Source organism: Caulobacter hibisci (genome assembly GCF_016135805.1).
Taxonomy (GTDB): domain Bacteria; phylum Pseudomonadota; class Alphaproteobacteria; order Caulobacterales; family Caulobacteraceae; genus Caulobacter; species Caulobacter hibisci.
In genome coordinates this window covers 1-21,908 of record NZ_JADWOX010000028.1, presented here as the reverse complement: position 1 = coordinate 21,908, position 21,908 = coordinate 1, and the positions used below count along the sequence as shown (strand labels likewise).

Sequence of the window (21,908 nt, the reverse complement as noted above, 5' to 3'; positions counted from 1 at the left end):
ACACCCGGCGTTGCGAAACCGGCGACGCCGTGATCTTAAGGCCCCGCTTGAGTGGGGACCTTGCATGAAACGCGTTTTGATCCGGGCGGCGATGTTGGCCGCAGGACTCGCCACGAGCCTGGCGGCCAGCACGGCCCGGGCCGACGAAGCCGCGCTGCGGGCGCGCAGCCAGCCCCTGCTGGCCGCCCTGGACGGCGCCCGGCTCGGCGCCTGCGACGGCGATCTGGCCGCGAACCTGGCGAGCGTGACCGGCGATCCCGACTTCGACCGCCTCGCGGCCGACCAGCGCGAGACCCTGCTGTTCGCCCAGTTCGGCTGCCTCCAGCGCGCCGACGACCGTCCCGCCATCGCGGCGACGGCCCGGCGCCTGCTCGGCGTGGCCACGCGTCCGGAGGTTCGCAGCCAGGCGGCGCTGGCCCTGATGATCGACGCCAGCCGCCGCAACGCGCCCGCCGACATGGCGGCCAACGCCCAGATCGTGCTCGAGACCACGCCGGAGAGGCTCGCCCAGGCGCCGCCGAAGCTGTTCGACTGGGGCCTGTCGGGCCTGACCGCTGACCGGGCCGCCAGCGCCGCCTTCGTCTCCGTCCTGCGCCGCGCGCCCTGGACCACCGAAGACGCCCACCAGGCCGTCGACAACGGCTGGGCCCTGCAGGAGGCGACCTTCGCCGCCGAGGCCGGCGACATGACCCGCGCCGCCGCTGTCCTGTCCCGCGCCACCCAGCTGCCGACCCTGATGGCCGTCTACCAGGACCGGCGCTTCGAGCCGCTGTGGCCGGAGATGGCGGCGGCCGGCCGTTTCGACTGGCGCGCCCTCGAAACCACCCGCCTGGCCGGGATCGACGAGCGCATCCGCCGCGAGCCGCGCCGCCTCGAACTGGTCGTCGAGCGCATCAAGGCCCTGAACAATCTCCAGCGCTACGACGAGGCCCGCGCCGTCGGAGCCGACTACGTGGCCCGCATGAAGCGCAAGGACGCCTTCGACGACCTGGAGGACCAGAAGGCCTGGGTGCTCTACGCCTACGCCAACGTCCTGAGCGCTCTCGGCGAGACCGCTCCGGCCGACGGGGCGCTGGCCGCCGGAGCCGACGGACAGGACAAGATCAGCCAGAACGTCAACCGCGCCGCCCTGCAGCTGACCCTGGGACATCCGGCCCAGGCCCTGGAGGCGATCGAGAAGGTCCCGCCCGGCTACGGCACGGCCTACGGCCGCATGGTCGTCGCCAGCAGCAAGCTGTGCGCCCTGGCCCAGCTCGATCGGCGACCGGAGGCCGAGGCCGAACTGGCCGGGCTCCGGTCGAACTGGCGGGACAACCCGAGCGCTGCGCTCCAGGGCCTGGCCTGCCTCGAACAGGACGACGAGGCGGCCGCCGTTCTGGTCCGCTGGCTGCAGGACCCGACCCTGCGCGGCGGCGCGCTCGCCTGGTTCCGCCATGGCGCCCCCTCGCCCGCCGCCAAGGCGGCCGAGGCGATGCGCCCGGCCTTCCTGCGCCGCCAGAGCGCCCTGAAGACCCGTCCCGAGGTCCAGGCGGCCCTGGCCAAGGTCGGCCGGTCACTCGCCGTCGACCTGGGCGGCGACTACGGCGCCTGACGACCGCCTCAGAACTCGCGGGTGAAGCCCAGCTCCATCCGCCGGCGCTCGAAGCTGTTCAGCGCCAAACTGGAGCGGTTGCGGGCCACCGACACGGCCAGGAACGGGAAGGCGCCGCGCACGGTCCAGTCGCGCTTCGAAAGCCTGGCGCTGACCCCGTACTCGCTGTCGACCCGACGCTCGCCGAAGGCGGCCGCGACCCCGTCATATCGGCGGTTCAGGCCGTAGGCCTCGACATAGGCCAGCACCGACCACGGCAGCGGGTTCAGCCGGCCGATCGCCAGCTGCTGCTGGTGGAAGCCCTCGGTCGGCGCGCTGGCCTGGCGCACCACCGCCGAACCGCTCAGCCGCCACAGGCTGCTGGGCCCGGTAAAGCGGGTGCGCGCGGCCTCCAGCCCATAGGCCATGCCGTCGCGGCCGTTGTTGATCCGGGCGTCGATATGGTCAATCCGCAGCGCCCCCAGCCAGCGCACCGGCGCGGCCGGGGCGGTCTCGGCCTCGATCCGCAGGCCCTGGCCGACCTCCAGCAGTTCGCCGCCGAACCAGCGGCCGCTGACCGAGGCCTGGGCCGTGACCTGCGCGCGGCGCGACAGCGTCCATTCCGGTCCGGCCCGCGCCTGCAGGAAGGTGTCGTCGAAATCGCCGCCCAGCGCCCGGGTGGTGGCGCCCGACAGGCTAGCCCGCACCGCCGTGCCCGGCTCGAAGGCGAAGCGCCGCTCCACCCCGCCCTGCGCCGAGACCGTCACCCCGCCGCGTCGCCGCGCCTCCTCGTCCAGCTCGAACGGCAGGCCGAAGATCTCGATGCGCGAGGCGTCGGTGGCGCCGTTGACGTTGCTGTCCGGCGCGATCGAGCCGCCGGCCCAGAAGCGCCAGCGACGGCGGTCCTGCAAGGTCGTCAGCCGCTGCTCGGCCACGCGCCGGCGCACCGGGTCCAGCCGGCCGGCCAGGGCCAGGCGATAGGCCAGGGTCGCGGCGGCGTCGCGGCCGGCCGCGAAATGCAGCTCGCCGACCTGGAAGCGGGCCAGAGCGTCGTCCGACACCCGCGTCAGCCGGCTCTCCAGCAGGGCCAGCCCCTCGGCCTCGCGACCGGTCAGGGCCAGCAGCTGGGCGCGCAGCCGCACCACGTCGGCGCGGTCGGCCAGGTCGGGCCGGGTGTCGATCAGCGCCAGGGCCTGGGCGTGCTCGCCCGAGCGGATCATCAGCTTCAAGGCCGTGGCGAAGGCCTGGTCGCCGCTCAGCGCCACCGGACCGGAGTCGGCCGCGCCCGCCGAGGCTTGCGACGGGGCCTGCGCCCAGGCGCCGCCCGTCACGATCGTCGCCGCCAGCACCCCGGCCAGGACGGCGAAAGCCGTCCGGCCGCCGCGCCTCAAGGCTTGCGGCCCAGCACCGCCGCGCCCTGCATCCAGGCGTTTCCGCTGGAGGACTGCAGGCTGTAGGCCAGACCCGCCTCGGCCGCGCCGGGACCGTAGAACCCGCCCTGCACCGTGCCGGTCATCGGCTGGGCGCCGCCGCCGAAGCCCGACTGCGTGGCTGAGCCCGAGAAGGTCGAGGTTCCCGAGGCGATCGAGGCGCTGAAGGTGAAGTCGGGATTGTTGGCCAGGGTGTTGAGATTGCCGCTCTGGTCGCGGGTGCGGAAGTTGAAGGTCGAGCCGCTCACCGCGCCGGTGGCGAAGTTGGCGGTCATCTCGATGTCGCTGGCCGTGGTGTAGAGCCCCGAGCCCTGACCCAGGAACAGCGTGCCGCGCGTCTCGCCCTCGAACTTGCCCGTGCCCGTGGTCGGCATCGACGAGGCCGCCGTCTGCGCGCCGACGTTGAGGAAGGCCAGCTGCGCGCTGGTCCCCAGGTCGCGCTCGAACGACACCAGTTGCACGTAGTCCAGGCTGCTGGCGAAGACGTTGTTGATGTCCATCAGATAGAGGGCCTCGCCCCGCCCGCCGACCGTCTGCACGGCGCGACGATACGAACTCAGGCCGTCATTGACGGTCGAGAGGCCCTGGTAGGTGCTCTCGTAGCCGCTCGGTCCATAGCGCACGGTGTAGCGGTCGTCGGTGGTGGTCGTCGGGTCGCCCGGCGTGAAGGTCACCGAGATCGCGCTGCCCGCCGCGTCGATCCGGCGGTCGGTGGCGGTGGAGCTCGACGCCGTCGTCGAGGTCGAGGCCCCCGACAGGGTCAGGGCGCTGGTCGCGCAGGCGATCTGGCCCGGCGCGGTAGCGCAGCTGGCCTCGGCCGGCAGGCTGGTCGCCATCGCCGCCGTCAGGCCGGCGCCGCCGACGCCGATGATCCGGGTCGTGGCGCTGGAGGAGTCGAGGTTGCTGCCCAGGTTGTAGGCGAAGGCGATCTCCTCGGCCTGGCCGCCGGCCGCGCCGTAGAACGCCCCCTCGACCATGCCGCGCAGGGTGGAGTCCGTGCCCGGGGCGCCGCGCGCCACGCCGCTGAAGGTCGACGCCGCCGTCCCGCCGCTCCAGCCGGCCAGGGTGGCGGTAAACACGAAATCCAGCGGCTGGGCCGGGGCGGCGACCACGCCGTTGCTCCCCAGCACCTGGAAGTTGCTGGTCCGCCCCGACAGGTAGCCGGTCTCCAGGTTCAGGTTGACGGCCAGGTCGCTGCGGGTGTCGAGATCCGTCCCGCCGCTGATCACCAGGCCGCGCGTCTGGCCGGCGTAGCTGGCCGTGCCGCGATAGGTCCCGCGGCTCAGGCTCGCGGTCTGGCCGAACGCCCCGTACAGCACGATCGGAGCCGAGATCTTCGCCCCGCCCACGCCGTCCGTGCCCTCCCACAGGCCGTCGAAGCGCGTCAGCAGCACATAGTCCAGCGACGGGGTCGAGCCCTGGTTCAGGTTGTAGATCCGCAGCCGCTGGCCGTTGCCCAGGTCGCGCTGGGTGTAGCCGCCCAGGGCGTCCGAGCCGCCGACGAAGGTCGGGCCGAAGCTCTTCAGGGTGGCCGAGGAGGTCGCGGCGTTCAGGGTGATGGTCTCGTCGCCGCCGACCGTCGGGTCGCCCGACGAGAAGCTCGCGCCATTGCCCGACACCGCCGTCGCGCTCAGCTGGTAGGTCGGCGCCGCCCCGGCCACCGGCGAGGTGTCGCGCCGCACGAAGCCGCCCAGCAGCGCCACGGCCGTCCGCGCCCCGCACGACAGGGCCGTCGGCCGCGCCGCGCAGTCGGAGACCGGCATGCCGTTGACCGGCACGGGGGCCGGCGGGGTCGGGGTCACCGTCGGCGGCGGAGGAGTCGGGGTGGTCACGCCGGTCGACGGTCCGCCGCCACCGCCACCGCCGCCGCAGGCCGCCACCAGGCTCGCCATCCCCAGGACGGCGAGCGACACCATGCCCCTATGACCCATGACGCAAATCCCCACACTGAAGCTGCGGCGATTTACGTCCATAAGTTTTGTTACCGCAAGTTGCTTTTTGCGACAGTAGCGTCACAAAACCCCGTCCCGCGCGAGCACGCCCTCCCGCCACCTGCCGCCAGTCTGCTGACAGCGTCTGTCAGCAGGCCCCCTGGCCTTGAGGCCTCCGCGCCCCTAGATTTGGGCCATGCCCAGCAGCCAGCCCCCCGGCGTCTCCGACGCCTCGACGCCCTTCGTGCTCGACGCGCCTCTGCACGAGGGCCCGCACGGCGACATGCCGATGCTGTGGACGCCCCACCGCCCGGCCCGGCCCGAGAAGTCGGAAGGCGGCAAGACCTTCAAGCTGGTGTCGTCCTACGAGCCGGCCGGCGACCAGCCGACCGCCATCAAGGAGCTGGTCGAGGGCATCGAGAACAACGACCAGGACCAGGTGCTGCTCGGCGTCACCGGCTCGGGCAAGACCTTCACCATGGCCAAGGTCATCGAGGCCACCCAGCGCCCGGCGCTGATCCTGGCCCCCAACAAGACCCTCGCCGCCCAGCTCTACAGCGAGATGAAGTCGTTCTTCCCGGAGAATGCGGTCGAGTATTTCGTCAGCTACTACGACTACTACCAGCCCGAAGCCTACGTCCCGCGCACCGACACCTATATCGAGAAGGACAGCTCCATCAACGAGCAGATCGACCGCATGCGCCACTCGGCCACGCGGGCGATCCTCGAGCGCGACGACGTCATCGTCGTGGCCTCGGTGTCGTGCATCTACGGCATCGGCTCGGTCGAGACCTACACCGCCATGACCTTCACCCTGACGGTGGGCGACCGGGTCGACGAGAAGCAGCTGATGGCCGACCTCGTGGCCCAGCAGTACAAGCGCAACGACGCCGCCTTCGAGCGCGGGACCTTCCGCCGCCGCGGCGACACACTGGAGATCTTCCCCGCCCACTACGAGGACCGCGCCTGGCGCGTCACCATGTTCGGCGACGAGGTCGAGGCCATCGCCGAGTTCGACCCGCTGACCGGCAAGAAGACGTCCGACCTGGAGACCATCAAGGTCTACGCCAACAGCCACCACGTCACCCCGCGCCCGACCCTTCGCCAGGCCATGATCGAGATCAAGAAGGAGCTCAAGGAGCGCCTCGACTGGCTGACCGCCAACGGCAAGCTGCTGGAGGCCCAGCGCCTGGAGCAGCGCACCACCTTCGACCTGGAGATGATCGAGACCACCGGCTCCTGCGCCGGCATCGAGAACTACAGCCGCTACCTGTCGGGCCGCCGGCCCGGCGAGCCGCCGCCGACCTTCTTCGAATACATCCCCGACAACGCCCTCCTCTTCACCGACGAGAGCCACCAGACGGTTCCGCAGATCGGCGCCATGTACAAGGGCGACCGCAACCGCAAATGGACCCTGGCCGAGTTCGGCTTCCGCCTGCCGTCCGCCCTGGATAACCGCCCCCTCAAGTTCGAGGAGTGGGACGCCATGCGCCCGCAGTCGGTGCACGTCTCGGCCACCCCGGCCGACTGGGAGCTGGAGCGGGCCGGCGGCGTCTTCGCCGAGCAGGTCATCCGCCCCACCGGCCTGATCGACCCGCCGGTCGAGATCCGCCCGGTGGCCAAGGACGGCGCCTCCCAGGTCGACGACGTCGTCGACGAGATCCGCCAGACCATCGCCAAGGGCTACCGCACCCTGGTCACCGTCCTGACCAAGAAGATGGCCGAGGACCTCTCGGAGTATCTGAACGAGCAGGGCATCAAGGTCCGCTACATGCACTCCGACATCGACACCCTGGAGCGCATCGAGATCATCCGCGAGCTGCGGATGGGCAATATCGACGTGCTGGTCGGCATCAACCTGCTGCGCGAGGGCCTGGACATTCCCGAGTGCGGCTTCGTCGCCATCCTCGACGCCGACAAGGAAGGCTTCCTGCGCTCGGAGACCTCGCTGATCCAGACCATCGGCCGCGCCGCCCGCAACGTCGACGGCAAGGTCATCCTCTATGCCGACCGGATCACCGGCAGCATGGAGCGGGCCATGGCCGAGACCGCCCGCCGCCGCGAGAAGCAGAACGCCTACAATATCGAGCACGGCATCACGCCCGAGAGCGTCAAGCGCGACATCAAGGACATCCTCAACAGCCCCTACGAGCGCGGCGACCGGGTCCTGGTGCCGATGGGCGTCAGCGACGGGGCCGGCGGCGAGAAGCCGTTCAGCGGCGACAACTTCAAGTCCGCCCTGCGCGACCTCGAAGCCAAGATGCGCGAAGCCGCCGCCAACCTCGAATTCGAAACCGCCGCCCGCCTGCGCGACGAGATCAAGCGCATGAAGCTCCTCGACCTGGAATTCGCCAACGAGGTCCTGACCGGGGCCGGGGAGACGGTGGACAAGTCAGCGCCCAAGCGGGTGCGGGCGGAACACCGGGCGGAGCAGGCGGAGGCGTTTCGGAAGGCGCGGCGGTAGGGGGCGATGGAGCTATTTCAAGGCTCGACTTTGCCAAGCAGCTAAGCTCCACTAATGCGGGAGCCGACCACTGCGCCGAATGGACCTCTTCAATGGCAACAGCACTTTCCAAAAGTAGAATTGATCGAGCAGGAAAGATGCTGTCTGAGGGCGGCGACCTTACCGAGGAATTGATCGAGTTTGAGTACAATTTCGATCAGTATAGAGCATCACACCTAGACCCACTATCAAAGACTACGCACGAAATACAAATGTGGTTACAGGACTATGGCACTAAATATTATCTTGCCCAGAGATTAAAGCGAAAGCCTCAAATTTTACGGAAATTGAAAAGATTAAGCGTTAGATTAACGCAACTACAAGATATTGGCGGAAGTCGCATTATCGTTGATAAAAATAACGACGTTGACAAGCTTATAGATTTTATATCTGAACAAATAAATTCAGGAGCCGCATTCACCCTTAAAAGGGTAACAGATTACAGAGAGAAAGGACGAGATGAGACTGGATATCGAGGAGCTCATCTCATTCTAGAAAGAGATAAAAAGACCCTGGAGCTTCAAATAAGAAGCAGAGTTCAGCACTACTGGGCAGAGTCCATAGAAAGAAGCTCTATAATTTATGGCCATCACCTAAAAGAGCAAGATGGGCACCCTAAAGTTATAGGATATTTTAAGTCTCTATCAGATATTTTCTACGAAATTGAGAGCGGAAGAGACCCTGACGCAAGGAATAAAGTGTCACTCGATCGACAAAGAGAGGAGGCACAAAATATAATTTACGCATCCGATAAACATCGGATATTTGATAGTTACGTAAATGAGGACGTTATCAGAACACTAAAATCCGTGGAAGGCGGATCAGGAGATATTGACAACTGGATCATCGTATTCGACTGGAAAACAGGCGAATTTGTCACCTGGGCGTCCGTGAGCAGAAATGCAGAAGAGGCCACTCAAAAGTATGTAAGCTACGAACAACAATTCCCGGCTGACGAAAATTTTGAAGTTGTCCTTATCGGATCATCCGACATATCGACGATTAGGCAGACGCATAGCCACTATTTTGGGATAGAAAAATTCGACAACATATTAGAGAATTTGGATCAATCAATATCTGGACTCAAAACGAGAATGGATATTGACGTTGGCTCAAGGCAGATACTTTCCGTACTACAAGTTAGAAATTATTGGGGGCGAAACACCGTCTCCATAGATACATTGAAAAACCATTTCGCGAAGAAGGTGGTTACGTTCGATGCATCATTGAAAACACTTCGCGATTTAGGATTAATCAACATGAAAGACTACCAATCCCCCATATCACTAAACATCAAGCGAAAATCGGATATCGAAGCCTATCTTTGACGATCAAACGTCGCCCGCTCCACACCAATATTATCAAGTGGAGCCCCCTGTCGGCCACGATACCCAAGCCCAGCCCAGTGAACGCCGTACAGAATTATTAGCATTTTCGCCCGCCACTTTCTCTCGTGCAGACCCTCACCCTCATCCCTTCGCATGGAGATTGCGCAAGAATGCGGCCCGAAGCGCCGTACAACTACGTTCATATCGCTTCTGGCCACCAGCAGAGACGAGCTAGCCCCTCTCAACGTAATGATCTGGCACGCTCTCCCAAGTCGAACACTTGCGCCCTACGGCCCGCTTGAACGCGCGGAAGAGTTGGTGAGCGTCAACGTCTGCACCGGGAACACACTCCCTCACGGCATCCTCAAGTGCGCGTCGCATTTCAGAACTCAGATGATCCACAACTTATTCGATTTTCACTCGCGCCACGATCATCTCCAAAATACTTGCTGATATTTAATAGGCTCAAAGCAAATCAACTCTATCTCCGATCCGGCCTATCCTCTCCGGGCTGGCTGGGAGGCCAAAGCTCCCTTCGGACATCTTCAATCAATCGCGAGAATCCAGACGCAACATTCGCTGCCAGTACACTCTGGTCAGGCACGTCGCTCAATCGATAGAGGCGATTACCTGGCACTGAGAGGACAGCTAGGTCCGGGACATCTCCCGGCTCGTCCGCATACAACTCCGCCATGAGAGTGAGGGCGGCATAGGTCATCCTGGCTTCCAAGGCTGGAAGCTTAGTGTTCCAAATGTGCACGGCGACAAGAACGCCATCAATGTCGATGCCGAAATCAGGCTCATATCGAACCTTATACCTGCCCTCAGGATCGCTGTAGACGCGCGCAGCGATCGGGCTGACCCGACCTGGGTGGTCGCTTCGCCAGTCCTCTAGATACTCAAGTGCGGCAATTGCAGACCGCCCCTCCGCAGGGTTCGTAATCTCACTCGCCTCACGCAGAAGAGAGCCAATCGGCTCACCTCCAGCCAAATACCGGCGAGCAAAGCGGCGAAAAGCGCGATGAAAATCATAGGCGCTGTCGCTTGGCAGCAAGCGATTGCGCATTTCGGTCCTTTGCCGACGCGGGCTCAAGGACAGCATTTTCAGGAACGCGGAAAAACCAAAAGTCGGCATGACGCACCTCTGATCTCGTTTCAGAGGCTATCGCGATTCTCTCTTTTTGCGATTCATCCACAGGTTGACTCGATTCTTACGGGAGTAAAAGTCGGAAAGGTGGCGCCCCCAATCCCCGTCCGCCGCCCCATAAACCCCAACCCAATCAACGCCCTAGAAAATTATCAGCGTTTTCCATCCGCCCCTTCCAAACCGGCCGCATAATACCTCTCGTCCCGTCGCAGGGAGAGGGCGCAAGGATCCGGCCCGAAGCGTGCGACGGTGATGCGATCGAGCGGGGCCTCCTGGAGCGGCGTGAGCCGGGCCGGCGGGGCTTGAACGGAGGGCGGGGGACGTAAACCCGCCTATCGGGGGCTTGCCTGTCATGGGCTCCCGCCCGCCCGAGGGTTCGCGCCATACGCGCCTCCTGGCCGCAAGAACGGGGGAGCCTGCGCGGTGGAAGGGACACAGGGCGGAAAAGGCCCGCGCGTCCCGGCCTGAGGTCAAACGATCGCGCGGGGCGTCAAGGCTTCGTCGAAACGGTAACCAACACACACGCTCCGGACGCGGTCCGGACGCCCCGCGCCCTCTCCATCCCCTCAGCGGTTTTCCGCGTGAGATCGCCCACCCATTCCCTCTCCCCTTGCGGGAGAGGGTGGCCTCGCGGAGCGAGGTCGGGTGAGGGGTCTCACGGACCTCACAACCGCGTGCGGCGGTCAGGCCGGGCAAAGCGTCCGAAGTCTGAGAAACCCCTCATCCGTCGGCTCCGCCGACACCTTCTCCCGCAAGGGGAGAAGGAAGGAGATCATCATGAAGCACAAGCGCCGCAATCCCCTCCCCGTCCGCCAGCACCGCAAGCGCGGCATCGCGCCCGCGCCCGGTCTCTCTCCCGCTATCGTCGAGGCCAAGCGCCGGCTCGATGAACGCCTCCAGGCCACCCTCTCGGCGTTGCGGATCGAGCACGCGCGGTCCCAGACGGACACGCCCGGCGAGGCGCTGCGGTCGCTGGCCGAGCTGTGGAAGACGACCTACGCCGACGGCTAACTTCAACAAGACGACGCGCCCCCGATCGTGTGACCCTCCGGCCGCGCAACCGCTTCCCCCGGACCGACACGGAGACCCCATGATCGACCTCGTCATCGACGCCCGCCGCCGCGACATCGGCGGTTTCGAGGTCGGGCGGGTGCTGCCGTTCGCCAAGCATCGGATGGTCGGGCCGTTCGTGTTCCTCGACCACATGGGGCCGGCGAGCTTCCAGCCGGGCTTTCCCAAGAGCGTCGACGTGCGGCCCCACCCCCATATCGGCCTGTCGACCCTGACCTACCTGTTCGACGGCGCCATCACCCACAAGGACAGCGTCGGCTCCGACATCGAGATCCTGCCCGGCGAGGTCAACTGGATGACCGCCGGTTCGGGCATCACCCATTCCGAGCGCTTCGAGACCCTGCGCCACGACGGCGGGCTGATGGACGGCATGCAGGCCTGGATCGCCCTGCCGACCGAGCTGGAGGAGATCGCCCCGAGCTTCACCCACCACGCCGGCGGCGAGGATCTGCCCTTCTACGAGGGCGGCGGGATGAAGGCGCGGCTGATCGCCGGCGAGGCCTTCGGCGCCAAGTCGAAGGTGCCGGTCTATTCGCCGCTGTTCTACGTCCACTGGGAGCTGGCGGCCGGGGCCAAGGCGGTCCTGCCGGCCGAATATCCCGAGCGCGCGGCCTATGTCTCCAGCGGCCGGGTCGAGGTCGCCGGCCGCGTGCTGGAAACCGCCCAGATGGCCGTCTTCGCCCCCGGCGAGACCGTGGTCTTCGAGGCCCTGGAGCCCTCGGTGGTCATGCTGCTGGGCGGCGAGCCGATCGGCCCGCGCTTCATCGAATGGAACTTCGTCTCGACCAGCAAGGAGCGCATCGACCAGGCCAAGGCCGACTGGCGCGCGGGGCGGATGAAACTGCCGGATCTGGACAATGGGGAGTTCATTCCGCTGCCGGAGGACCCCGCGCCGCCCGCGCCGCCGATGTCCTGAATCCTTCTCCCCTTGCGGGAGAAGGTGTCAGCGAAGCTGACGGATGAGGGGTCGATAATCCTGTCCATTGCGACAGGCGGAACGACTGGATGCGGCGGCTGAAGGGTCTGAGAGACCCCTCATCCGTCGCCTGTCGGCGCCACCTTCTCCCGCAAGGGGAGAAGGACGTCTTAGGCGGCCGCCTCCTCGAACGCCGCGTAGACCAGCGTCCGCAACTCCCGCCGGATGGGATAGACGCTGGACGGCATCAGCTGGGTCATGAACACCACCGCCAGGTCCTCCAGCGGATCCACCCAGAAGGCGGTCGAGGCCATGCCGCCCCAATAGGCCTCGCCCTCGCTGCCGATCGTGCGGGTGCGGGCCAGGTCGATCGAGACGGCGAAGCCGAGGCCGAAGCCCAGGCCCTCGAACACGCTCTCGCTGAACAGCGAACGCGACAGCTCGGTAAGCTCCTTCCCGCCCGGCAGGTGATTGAGCATCATCGCCTTCAGGGTCTTGGGGCTGACGATGCGGGCGCCGTCCAGCTGGCCGCCGTTCAGGATCATCCGGCAGAAGCGCATGTAGTCCGAGGCGGTGGAAACGAGCCCCCCGCCGCCCGACTTGAACAGCGGGTCCTTGAGGAACGGGCTGGCGGCCGGATCGTCCTGCAGCACCACCCGGCCCTTCGGATCGAGGCTGTAGCAGGCGGCCAGCCGCCCATGGTCGGCCTCGGGCACGAAGAAGCCGGTGTCGGCCATCTTCAGCGGCGTGAGGATCCGCTCCTTGAGGAAGACGTCGAACGGCTGGCCGGAGATCACCTGCACCAGATAGCCGAGCACGTCGGTGCAGACCGAATAGTTCCAGGCCTCGCCGGGGCTGAACTCCAGGGGCAGCTTGGCCAGCTCGGCGATGAAGCCGTCCAGGTCGCGCGGGCCCGGCAGGTCGTCCAGATGCAGCTTGCGATAGGCCGCGTCGATATTGCCCCGCTGCTGGAAGCCGTAGGTGAAGCCGGCCGTGTGGCGCAGCAGGTCGATCATCCGCATCGGCTCGGTCGTCGGCTTGGTCTGGAACATGCCCAGGCTGCCGGCCGCGAACACGCCCAGGTCCTTGAACGCAGGGATGAACCGGTGCACCGGGTCCTCAAGGGCGACGCGGCCCTCCTCGACCAGCATCATGAAGGCGATCGAGGTGATCGGCTTGGTCATCGAATAGATGCGGTAGAGGCTGTCGGCCTTCAGCGGCGCATTGCGCTCGCGGTCGGCCAGGCCCAGCACGGTCTCGTGGGCCAGCTGCCCGCGCCGCCAGACCTGCAGCTGCACGCCCGGCAGCAGGCCCGGGCCGACGTACTTGTCCTGCAGGAAGGCGTCGATGCGTTTGAGGCGCCCCGACGAAAGGCCGACGGATTCAGGCGTACTCACTGGCGTTTTCCCCACATTGGCGCGACCTTGCGTCGCGGTCGCTTTCTTGTCGCGGATCGAATAGGCGGTAAGGGCAACGCAACCTTTGCCGTATCCGGCGTTGGTCGATTGAAGACGAGGGGAGCGCGATGAGCAAGGGCCCGGACGCAGAGACCGGTCCAAGCATCGCCAGGGCCGCGGCCGACTGGTTTTTCGAGAACGGCCTCGACATCTTCGCCGTGCTGCGCGACCGCGCCATCGTCCGCGTCAATCCCGCCTGGACCCGCATGCTCGGCTGGCCCGAGGAGGAGACCCTGGGCCGCCACGTTATGGACTTCCTGCACCTGCACGACACCGAGGTGCTGAAGACCACCGGCCAGACCCTGCGGGCCGAGGGCCAGGTCGAGTCCGAGCACCGCCTGGCCCGCAAGGGCGGCGGCTGGCTGTGGGTGCGGGCGCGGTCCAAGGTCCTGACCGACCAGACGATCCTCGTCGCCTACCAGGACATCACCGAGGAGCGCCTGCGCCGCCAGCGCCGCCAGCAGGCCGAGCGGGCCAACGAGTCGCTGCGCACCGCGGCCGGCGTCTATGTCTGGCGCTTCGAGACCCGCACGGGCCTCTACACCTTCGAGCAGGACATCACGACCCAGGCCCGGCCGATGGGCGGCGTGCGCCAGGTGTCGGGCATCGAGATGGTCGCCGCCATCCATCCCGACGACCGCCAGGCCATGACCGACGCCTTCCGGCGCACCCAGGAGACCGGCGAGCACGTCCAGGTCGTCTATCGCAACATCGACGCGGCCACCGGCCAGTGGATCTGGATCCGCACCGACTGGCGCGGCGTGCGCGCCGCCGCCGGCGAGCTGCACGACGTCATCGGCATCAGCCAGGACGTCACCGAGCTGCTGGGCGCCCGCGACGCGGCGCTGGAGGCCGCCGCGGTCAAGGCCCAGTTCCTGGCCAATATGAGCCACGAGATCCGCACCCCGATGAACGGCGTGCTGGGCGTCCTGCACCTGCTCAAGCACGAGCCGCTGTCCGACGACGGCCGCCGCCTGCTGGCCGAGGCCCTGGGCTGCGGGGCCATGCTGTCGGAGCTGCTCAACGACATCATCGACTTCTCCAAGATCGAGGCCGGCAAACTGGAGCTGAGCCCCGAGGCGCTCGACCCGTCGGCCCTGCTGCGCAGCGTCGCCGACCTGCTGGAGCCCCAGGCCGAGCAGAAGGGCCTGCACCTGCGGGTCGAGGCCCCCGCCGTCGGCCAGGCCTGGGTCGCCACCGACCCGGTCCGCCTGCGCCAGGCGCTGTTCAACCTGATCGGCAACGCCGTGAAATTCACCCTGGAGGGCGGCGTCACCGCCCGCCTCTCCATCGCGCACGGTCCGGACGGCCAGCGCCTGCGCTTCGAGATCGAGGACACCGGCGTCGGCATCGCCCCCGAGGCGGCCGAGCACCTGTTCGAGCGCTTCAGCCAGGCCGACGGCTCGACCACCCGCCGCTTCGGCGGCGCGGGCCTGGGCCTGTCGATCACCCGCCGCCTGGCCCGGATGATGGGCGGCGACATCGGCTTTTCCAGCCGTCCGGGCCAGGGCTCGACCTTCTGGCTGGAGATCCTGGCCGAGGCGGCCGAGGCCCAGGCGCCGGCCTCCGCCGAGCCGGACGCCCCGCTGCTGGCCGGGCTCGACGTGCTGCTGGTCGAGGACAACGCCGTCAATCGCCTGATCGCCACCCGCATGCTCGAAGCCCTCGGCGCCCGCGTCGCCACGGCCGAGGACGGCGAGGCCGGCATCGCCGCCGCCCGCCTCGGCTACGACCTGATCTTCATGGACATCCAGATGCCGGTGATGGACGGCGTCGAGGCCACCCGCGCCATCCGCAAGCTGCCCGGCCGGGCCGGCGCCGCGCCGATCCTGGCCATGACCGCCAACGCCATGGCCCACCAGCAGGCGGCCTATGTCGAGGCCGGGATGAACGGCGCGGTGGCCAAGCCGCTGTCGCCCGCCGCCCTGGTCCGCGCGGTCGCCGAGGCGCTTCCCGCTCGCACCTTGGAGACCTCGTGAACGAAAGCCTTTCTGCGGCCTCGTTCCAGGCCTAGATTGGACCCGAGAGTCCAGCGCCGGCATGCGGCGTTGCAGGGGGCGTGAAGATGGACGACGGCCACACCGTCACCGCCGCGACGGCGCGCTACGCGCAGAAGAAGGAAGCCATTCTGGCGGCCGCGACGGCGGTGCTGAACCGCCAGGGCGTCAAGGGCATGACCCTCGCCGACGTCGCCGCCAAGGTCGGGCTGATCACCACCAGCGTCACCTACTACTACCGCAAGAAGGACGACCTGGCCGCCGCCTGCTTCATCCGCGGGCTGGAACGGCTGGACGCCATGATCGACGAGGCCGCGGCCCAGCCCGACACGGCCGGCCGCATCCGCAAGTTCCTGACCCTCTATCTCGACCTCTCGCGCCAGGTCCGCGCCGGCCAGGCCGCGCCCCTGGCCAGCTTCACCGAGATCCGGGCGCTGAAGGAGCCGATGCGCGCCTCGGTGCAGGCCGCCTTCGCCGACATCTTCCGCCGGGTGCGCGGCTTCTTCGACGGCGAGACCTTCGCCCATCTCGACAAGGCCGAGCGCAACGCCCGCGCCCACCTCCTGCTGGAACAGGTCTTCTGGACCGGCGCCTGGCTGCGCCGCTTCGACCTGGACGACTACGAGCGGGTGCGCGAGCGGATGTACGACATCCTCGTGGGCGGCATCGCCGCCGCCGGCCGCGACTGGACGCCCCCCGCCCTGCCCGACCCGACGCCGGTCGCCGACGAGGGCCAGGACTGGCGCGAGACCTTCCTCGTCGCCGCCACACGCCTGATCAACCAGCGCGGCTATCGCGGGGCCTCGGTCGAGGACATCTCGGCGGCGCTCAACGTCACCAAGGGCTCGTTCTACCACCACCACGAGGACAAGGACGCCCTGGTGGTCGAGTGCTTCCAGCGCACCTTCGCCGTCACCCGGCGCGCCCAGCTCTCGGCGCTCTCCCTCCCGGCCGATGGCTGGACGGCGGTGTCGGCGGCCACGGCGGCCCTGGTCGAATACCAGCTGTCGGACCACGGCCCGCTGCTGCGCGCCTCGTCCATGGGCGCCCTGCCGATCGAGATCCGCCACGAGATGAGCGACGGCTACGCCCGCGGCTCCAACCGCTTCGCCGGCATGATCGCCGACGGCATAGCCGACGGCTCGGTGCGGCCGGTCGATCCGCTGGTTGCCGCCCACATGATCAACTCGATGCTCAACGCCGCCGCCTCGCTGCAGGCCTGGGCCCCGGGGGTCACACGGGAAGACGCCGCCCGCCTCTTCGCCCGGCCGCTGCTGATGGGGCTGATGGCGCGCTAGGCGGCGGCGCGGTTTCGGCCGCCATCGCGCGAATTATCCTGTACGCACGGCCCGTAGCGCGCCAAGCCGGACCCAGTTCTCTCGGGGAAGCGTCCATGCCCAAGTTCACGATCCGCGCCCTCCTGCTGGCGAGCGCCGCCCTGCTCGCCGCGCCCAGCCTCGCCTGCGCCGCCGACAAGGCCGTCCAGGCCGGCAAGCTGTTCGACGGCGTGAAGCTGCGCGGCCCCAGCACCGTGGTCATCCGCGACGACAAGGTGATCGCCGTCGAGGATGGCTGGACCGCCCCGGCCGGCGCGGAGATCATCGACCTCAAGACCCAGACCGTCCTGCCCGGCCTGATCGACGCCCACGTCCACATCGGCGCGGCCCTGCCCAGCAAGACCAACGCCATCGAGTACGGCGTCACCCATTCCGACCTCGACCGCGCCTTCGACGCGGCGCTCTACGCCCGCCAGATGCTGCTGCAGGGCTTCACCGCCGCCCGCGACCTCGGCGGCGGTCCAGAGACGGCCGCCGTCCGCGACGCCATCGACGGCGGCAAGATCGCCGGCCCGCGGCTGTGGATCGCCCTGGAACCGCTGGGTCCCACCGCCGGCCATGGCGACATGCGCAGCGGCATCGACCCGGCCCTGGCCAACCCCGGCTGGGACAACGGCCTCGTCGACTCGCCGCTGGAGGCCCGGCTGAAGGTGCGCGAGCACAAGCGCCGCGGGGCCACGGTGATCAAGCTGATGCCGTCCGGCGGCATCGCCTCGATCGGCGACGACCCGCGTCACCAGACCATGGCCCAGGACGAGATCGAGGAAGCCGTCCGCACCGCCCACGGCCTGGGCCTCAAGGTCGCCGCCCACATCTATCCCGCCCCCGCCATCGAGACGGCGGTCAGGGCCGGCATCGACTCCGTCGAGCACGGCTCGTTCGCCACGCCCGAGGCGCTGAAGCTGATGAAGGAGCGCGGCGTCTACCTGGTGCCGACGCTCACGGTCTACGACGTCTTCTACGAGACGGCGTCCAAGCATCCCGAGCTGCTGCCGCCCGGCACGGCCGAGAAGGAACTGGCCAACGACCTGATCCCAAAGAAGAACTTCCCCCAGGCCGTGAAGGCCGGGGTCAAGATCGCCTACGGCACCGACCTGGGCGAAGGCGACCACACCCTGGAGTTCGACCTGCTGGTCCAGGGCGGCCTGACCCCCACCCAGGCCCTGACCGCCGCCACCGGCGCCGCCGGCGACCTGATCGGCGATCCCTCCGCGGGCCGACTGGCGCCGGGCAGCTGGGCCGACCTGGTGGCCGTCGCCGGCGATCCGACGGCCGACATCGGCCTGATGCGCAAGGTGGCCTTCGTGATGAAGGGCGGGGTCGTCTACAAGGTCGGCGGGGTGGAGGTGCTGGCGCGGTAGGAGCCCGCCTCCCTACACCCGATATTCCCGTCATTCCCGCCCTTGTGGCGGGAAACCCTGGCTCCGCTCGCAAGTGAAGCGCCAGCGGCGTGCCGGGCACGCCTCCCCATCCGCCCTTGCGGCTGACAGAGGGGTTCCCGCCACAAGGGCGGGAATGACGGGACTAAAAGTTAGTTGTCAGTTCCCCGCCACGTACGCATCCACCTGCGCCAGCCGCCGCGCCTTCTCGGCCTCGTCCAGGAACGAGCCGGTGAAGCTGTTCCTGGCCAGCACCACCAGGTCCTGGCGCGTCAGGTCCACGGCCTTGGCCGTCTGCAGATAGTTGTCGAGCAGGTAGCCGCCGAAATAGGCCGGGTCGTCGGAATTGACCGTAGCCTTCAGGCCCAGATCCAGCATCTTCCGCATCGGGTGCGCCGTGAGGTCCGGCACCACGCAGAGCTTGAGGTTCGACAGCGGGCAGACCGTCAGGGTCGTCCCGTCGGCGACCAGGCGCCGCGTCAGGGCCTCGTCCTCCAGGGCGCGGTTGCCGTGGTCGATGCGGTCGACGCCGACCAGGTCGATGGCCTCCCAGACATAGTCCGGCGGCCCCTCTTCACCCGCGTGGGCGACGATCTTCAGGCCCAGGTCGCGGGCGGCCTTGAACACCCGGACGAACTTGGCCGGCGGGTGGCCGACCTCCGAGGAGTCCAGGCCCACGCCGGCGATCTTGTCGAGATGCGGCTTGGCCAGCTCCAGGGTCTCGAAGGCGCTCTCCTCGGGAAGGTGGCGCAGGAAGCAGAGGATCAGCTTCGAGGTCACGCCCCAGCGGCTTTCGGCTTCCGCCATGCCGTCCAGCAGGCCGTCGATCACCGTCTCGAAGGCGATCCCGCGCTCGGTGTGGGTCTGCGGGTCGAAGAAGATCTCGGCGTGCACGCCGCCGTCCGCCGCCAGGCGCTCGAAATAGGCGACGGCCAGGTCCTTGAAATCGGCCCGCGTGATCAGCACGCCCGCGCCCTGGTAGTAGATGTCCAGGAAGTCCTGCAGGTTCGAGAAGGCGTAGGCGGCGCGGATCTCCTCCACCGACTTGTACGGCAGGTCGATCCCGTTGCGTTCGGCCAGGGCGAACATCAGTTCCGGTTCGAGGCTGCCCTCGATGTGCATGTGCAGTTCGGCCTTGGGCAGGCCGCGGGCGAAGGCTTCGAGCGTGGTGTCGGTCATCGCAATTCCATCGGCTCGCGGCGTGCCGGGGTCAAGCCCGCACGTCAAGCCCGCACAAGGCGGCGCGGGAGCCTTGAAGCCCCCGCGCCGAGGTGCGCTTCACCTCAAAGTTTCGACGCGTCGTATGCACCGCGTCGCGCCCGCGCCTGAAACGGTCTTGGAATGTCGCGCACGCCTGCAAGCGGCGGCGGACGGCCGATCCTGGTGCGAACTCCCTCCCCAGTCTGGTCGATTGTTCTAGAAGACCGTGGGCTTACGCGCCGACGTGGCGTCACGTCGGTCCGCACCGGCAGGCGCTCTCTCGACCGAAACTGAACCCTTCGAATGTCCAGTACGACGCCCGCGCCGTCAACCCGCGGCGCCCGAAAAAGCGGCGCCGTCCGCGCCCCTCTGGACTCTGACGCGCCGCCGTGCTCGCTTGAGTCAAACAAGCGTTCAAACGAACCAAAGGGTGGAACCGCATGGCCGCGATCAACGCCGTCACCGATCTGACCGTCGAAGGCGACATCGGCGTCGTCACGCTGAACTCCCCGCCGGTCAACGCCCTGTCGGCCCAGGTCCGCGAAGGCCTGAAGGCCGCCTTCGAGGCGGCGATCGCCGACCCGGCCGTGCAGGCCATCGTGCTGATCTGCGACGGCAAGACCTTCATCGCCGGCGCCGACATCAGCGAATTCGGCAAGGCCATGACCGGCCCGTCCCTTCAGGACGTGCAGAACACCATCGAAAATTCGCCCAAGCCGGTGATCGCCGCGATCCATGGCACGGCCCTGGGCGGCGGGCTGGAGGTGGCGCTGGTCGCCCACTACCGCGTCGCCGTGCCTTCGGCCAAGGCCGGCCTGCCGGAAGTCAACATCGGCCTGCTGCCCGGCGCCGGCGGCACCCAGCGCCTGCCGCGCATCGTCGGCGTCGAGAAGGCGCTGGAGATGGTCACCAGCGGCCAGCATGTGCCGGCGAAAGCGGCCCTGGCCATGGGCCTGTTCGACAGCCTGGTCGAGGAAGGCGCCCTGCGCGACGGGGCCATCGCCTTCGCCCGCGTGGTGCTGGCCGAAGACAAGCCCCTGGCCAAGGTCCGCGACCTCAACGCCAAGGTCGAGGCCGCCCGCGGCAAGCCCGAGATCTTCGCCGAGTTCCGCGCCGCCAACGCCAAGAAGTTCCGCGGCTTCCTCGCCCCCGAGAACAACATCAAGTGCATCGAGGCGGCGGTGAACCTGCCCTTCGACGAGGGGCTGAAGGAAGAGCGCCGGCTGTTCGTCGAGCTGATGAGCGGCAGCCAGTCGGCCGCCCAGCGCTACGTGTTCTTCGCCGAACGCCAGGCCGCCAAGATCCCCGACGTGCCGGACGACACCCCCACCCTCCCGATCAAGAAGGTCGGCGTCATCGGGGCCGGCACCATGGGCGGCGGCATCTCGATGAACTTCCTCAACGCCGGCATCCCGGTGACCATCGTCGAGATGAAGCAGGAGAACCTCGACCGCGGCGTCGGCGTGATCCGCAAGAACTACGAGAACACCGCCAAGAAGGGCCGCCTCACCCAGGACGACGTCGAAAAGCGCATGGGCCTGCTGACGCCGTCGATGCACCTGGAGGACCTGGCCGACTGCGACCTGATCATCGAGGCCGTGTTCGAGCTGATGGAGATCAAGAAGGACGTCTTCGGCAAGCTCGACACGATCGCCAAGCCCGGCGCGATCCTGGCCACCAACACCTCCTACCTGAACGTCGACGAGATCGCCGCCTGCACCCAGCGCCCCGAAAACGTCATCGGCCTGCACTTCTTCTCGCCGGCCAACGTCATGCGCCTGCTGGAGATCGTCCGCGGCGAAAAGACCGACAAGTCCGTGGTCGCCACCGCGATGAAGCTGTCCAAGACCATCGGCAAGGTCGGGGTGCTGGTCGGGGTCTGCTTCGGCTTCGTCGGCAACCGCATGCTGGCCCAGCGCCAGCGCGAGGCCCAGAAGCTGATCCTCGAAGGCGCCATGCCCTGGGACGTCGACCGCGTGCTCTACGATTTCGGCCTGCCGATGGGGCCCTTCGCGATGAGCGATCTCGCCGGCCTCGACATCGGCTGGGACCCGGCCAAGACCAGTTCCTCCACCGTCCGCGAGGTGCTGTGCGAGATGGACCGCCGCGGCCAGAAGAACGGCAGGGGCTTCTACGACTACGACGAGAAGCGCAACGCCAAGCCTTCGGCAGACGTCGAGAAGGTGATCCTCGACTTCGCCGAGCAGCGCCAGATCCAGCGCCGCGAAATCAGCGACGAGGAGATCCTCGAGCGCTGCCTCTATCCGATGGTCAACGAGGGCGCGAAAATCCTCGAGGAGGGCAAGGCCATCCGCGCCTCGGACATCGATATCGTCTGGATCAACGGCTACGGCTGGCCGGTCTATCGCGGCGGCCCGATGTTCTGGGGCGAACTCGTCGGGTTGGACAAGGTCCTGGCCAGGATGAAGGAGTTCCAGGCCCTGCACGGCGACGACTTCAAACCGTCGGCCCTGCTGGAGCGGTTGGTGGCGGAAGGCAAGGGCTTCAAGGACGCCTGACCGCCGCTGCGCGGCGGGGGGGGGGGGGGCCGGGGGCGGGGGGCGGCGCGCCCCCGGGCGGCGGGGGGCGGACCCGGCAGGGACGCGGGACAAACGAGCCACACCGGGGACAGGCGGGGCGGG

General features: G+C 67.6%; 14 protein-coding genes. 9 read left to right on the top strand and 5 right to left on the bottom strand.

Translation table 11 applies throughout. The features are described 5' to 3' along the window. The first annotated feature begins 64 nt into the window (after positions 1-64). The gene (locus tag I4Q42_RS24440; RefSeq protein ID WP_198578712.1) at positions 65-1,591 is read left to right on the top strand and encodes a hypothetical protein; all 1,527 of its coding nucleotides are present in this window, start codon (positions 65-67) and stop codon (positions 1,589-1,591) included. A gap of 8 nt (positions 1,592-1,599) precedes the next feature. On the opposite strand, the gene I4Q42_RS24435 is transcribed toward I4Q42_RS24440, so the two are convergent. Continuing rightward, a complete protein-coding gene (locus I4Q42_RS24435; protein WP_198578711.1) occupies positions 1,600-2,961 on the bottom strand; it encodes a surface lipoprotein assembly modifier in 1,362 nt (453 codons plus the stop codon). Further along, positions 2,958-4,916: a transferrin-binding protein-like solute binding protein gene (locus tag I4Q42_RS24430; RefSeq protein ID WP_198578710.1), complete on the bottom strand. Its 1,959-nt coding sequence runs from the start codon at positions 4,914-4,916 to the stop codon at positions 2,958-2,960. Before I4Q42_RS24430 ends, I4Q42_RS24435 begins: the two co-directional genes overlap by 4 nt. 211 nt (positions 4,917-5,127) lie before the next feature. Here I4Q42_RS24430 and uvrB point away from each other — a divergent pair, with 211 nt between their 5' ends. Continuing rightward, entirely contained in the window at positions 5,128-7,395 is a 2,268-nt protein-coding gene (uvrB, locus tag I4Q42_RS24425) for an excinuclease ABC subunit UvrB (protein ID WP_198578709.1), read from the top strand. Between the two features lie 92 nt (positions 7,396-7,487). Next, on the top strand, positions 7,488-8,762 hold the full coding sequence (locus tag I4Q42_RS24420; RefSeq protein WP_198578708.1) for a RelA/SpoT domain-containing protein: 1,275 nt from the start codon (positions 7,488-7,490) through the stop codon (positions 8,760-8,762). A 481-nt stretch (positions 8,763-9,243) separates the two neighbouring features. Here the strand turns inward: I4Q42_RS24420 and I4Q42_RS24415 are convergent, their stop codons facing one another. Beyond that, a complete protein-coding gene (locus I4Q42_RS24415; protein WP_198578707.1) occupies positions 9,244-9,897 on the bottom strand; it encodes a hypothetical protein in 654 nt (217 codons plus the stop codon). Positions 9,898-10,686: 789 nt separating this feature from the next. Here I4Q42_RS24415 and I4Q42_RS24410 point away from each other — a divergent pair. Continuing rightward, complete coding sequence (locus I4Q42_RS24410) at positions 10,687-10,920, top strand: hypothetical protein (RefSeq protein ID WP_198578706.1); 234 nt, start codon at positions 10,687-10,689, stop codon at positions 10,918-10,920. A 79-nt stretch (positions 10,921-10,999) separates the two neighbouring features. Continuing rightward, complete coding sequence (locus tag I4Q42_RS24405; RefSeq protein ID WP_198578705.1) at positions 11,000-11,896, top strand: pirin family protein; 897 nt, start codon at positions 11,000-11,002, stop codon at positions 11,894-11,896. Between the two features lie 170 nt (positions 11,897-12,066). Here I4Q42_RS24405 and I4Q42_RS24400 read toward each other — a convergent pair whose 3' ends face one another. Beyond that, entirely contained in the window at positions 12,067-13,293 is a 1,227-nt protein-coding gene (locus tag I4Q42_RS24400) for a serine hydrolase domain-containing protein (RefSeq protein ID WP_198578704.1), read from the bottom strand. 128 nt (positions 13,294-13,421) lie between these two features. On the opposite strand from I4Q42_RS24400, the gene I4Q42_RS24395 reads away from it, so the two are divergent. The 3 genes from I4Q42_RS24395 (at position 13,422) to I4Q42_RS24385 (ending at position 18,048) form a co-directional block, all read left to right on the top strand. Next, positions 13,422-15,332 (top strand): ATP-binding protein, encoded by a 1,911-nt coding sequence (locus I4Q42_RS24395; protein WP_198578703.1) that lies wholly within the window; start codon positions 13,422-13,424, stop codon positions 15,330-15,332. A gap of 86 nt (positions 15,333-15,418) precedes the next feature. After that, positions 15,419-16,648, top strand: a complete 1,230-nt coding sequence (locus I4Q42_RS24390) for a TetR/AcrR family transcriptional regulator (RefSeq protein ID WP_198578702.1) — start codon at positions 15,419-15,421, stop codon at positions 16,646-16,648. Positions 16,649-16,743: 95 nt separating this feature from the next. After that, the gene (locus tag I4Q42_RS24385; RefSeq protein ID WP_198578701.1) at positions 16,744-18,048 is read left to right on the top strand and encodes a metal-dependent hydrolase family protein; all 1,305 of its coding nucleotides are present in this window, start codon (positions 16,744-16,746) and stop codon (positions 18,046-18,048) included. A 177-nt stretch (positions 18,049-18,225) separates the two neighbouring features. On the opposite strand, the gene I4Q42_RS24380 is transcribed toward I4Q42_RS24385, so the two are convergent. After that, positions 18,226-19,245, bottom strand: coding sequence for an adenosine deaminase (locus I4Q42_RS24380; protein ID WP_198578700.1), 1,020 nt, complete (start codon positions 19,243-19,245; stop codon positions 18,226-18,228). A gap of 461 nt (positions 19,246-19,706) precedes the next feature. On the opposite strand from I4Q42_RS24380, the gene I4Q42_RS24375 reads away from it, so the two are divergent. Further along, positions 19,707-21,785, top strand: coding sequence for a 3-hydroxyacyl-CoA dehydrogenase NAD-binding domain-containing protein (locus tag I4Q42_RS24375; protein WP_198578699.1), 2,079 nt, complete (start codon positions 19,707-19,709; stop codon positions 21,783-21,785). Positions 21,786-21,908: the final 123 nt, after the last annotated feature.